The 525-nt window shown below is 67.8% G+C and carries 1 protein-coding gene; it reads left to right on the forward strand.

Annotated features, from left to right (window positions below; all coding sequences use genetic code 11):
* Window positions 1–326 precede the first annotated feature (326 nt).
* Window positions 327–525, forward strand: a 199-nt coding sequence (locus tag CH249_RS04155) for a 13E12 repeat family protein (RefSeq protein ID WP_256988095.1), incomplete at its 3' end; no start/stop codon positions are given.

The following is a 525-nucleotide window of genomic DNA, read 5'->3' on the forward strand; positions in this document are numbered from 1 at the left end:
ACGGCAACTCACGAACCAGTAATGCCGACGACGGTCCCGATGGTGGTGCTGACGGCGGTCACCGCGTCAGCGAGAGTGCTGGTATCGACGGCGGTTCACGAACCGAAGACACCGACGCCGGTCCCGATCGAGCCACGGGCCGCGGTCAACGCGCCAGAGGGAGTTCTGGTGCCGGCGACCGTTCATGCACCGGTGACTCTCCCGAGAGTCGTGTCGGTCGCAGCACCGACGGTGGTGTCGCTGCCGGTGGTAGTGATGCGAGGGAGAAGTCCGTTCCCGAGCCTGGCGATGCGGACTGGCCGTTTCACCTCGACTGGACCGGCCCGATCGGTCGCTCCCTCGCCGAACTTCTCACCTGCGACGCAGACCTCACCCCGGTGATCGTCGACCACCATGGCGTCCCGCTCGCGCTCGGGCGCACCACCAGACTCGCCACCGACGACCAACGCATCGCCCTGACCATCCGCGACCGATGCTGCGTCATGTGCGGCCGCCCCGCACAGTGGTGCCACGCCCACCACGTGA

Source organism: Rhodococcus sp. 05-2255-3B1 (genome assembly GCF_002258545.1).
In the GTDB taxonomy this organism is placed as follows: Bacteria; Actinomycetota; Actinomycetes; order Mycobacteriales; family Mycobacteriaceae; genus Rhodococcoides.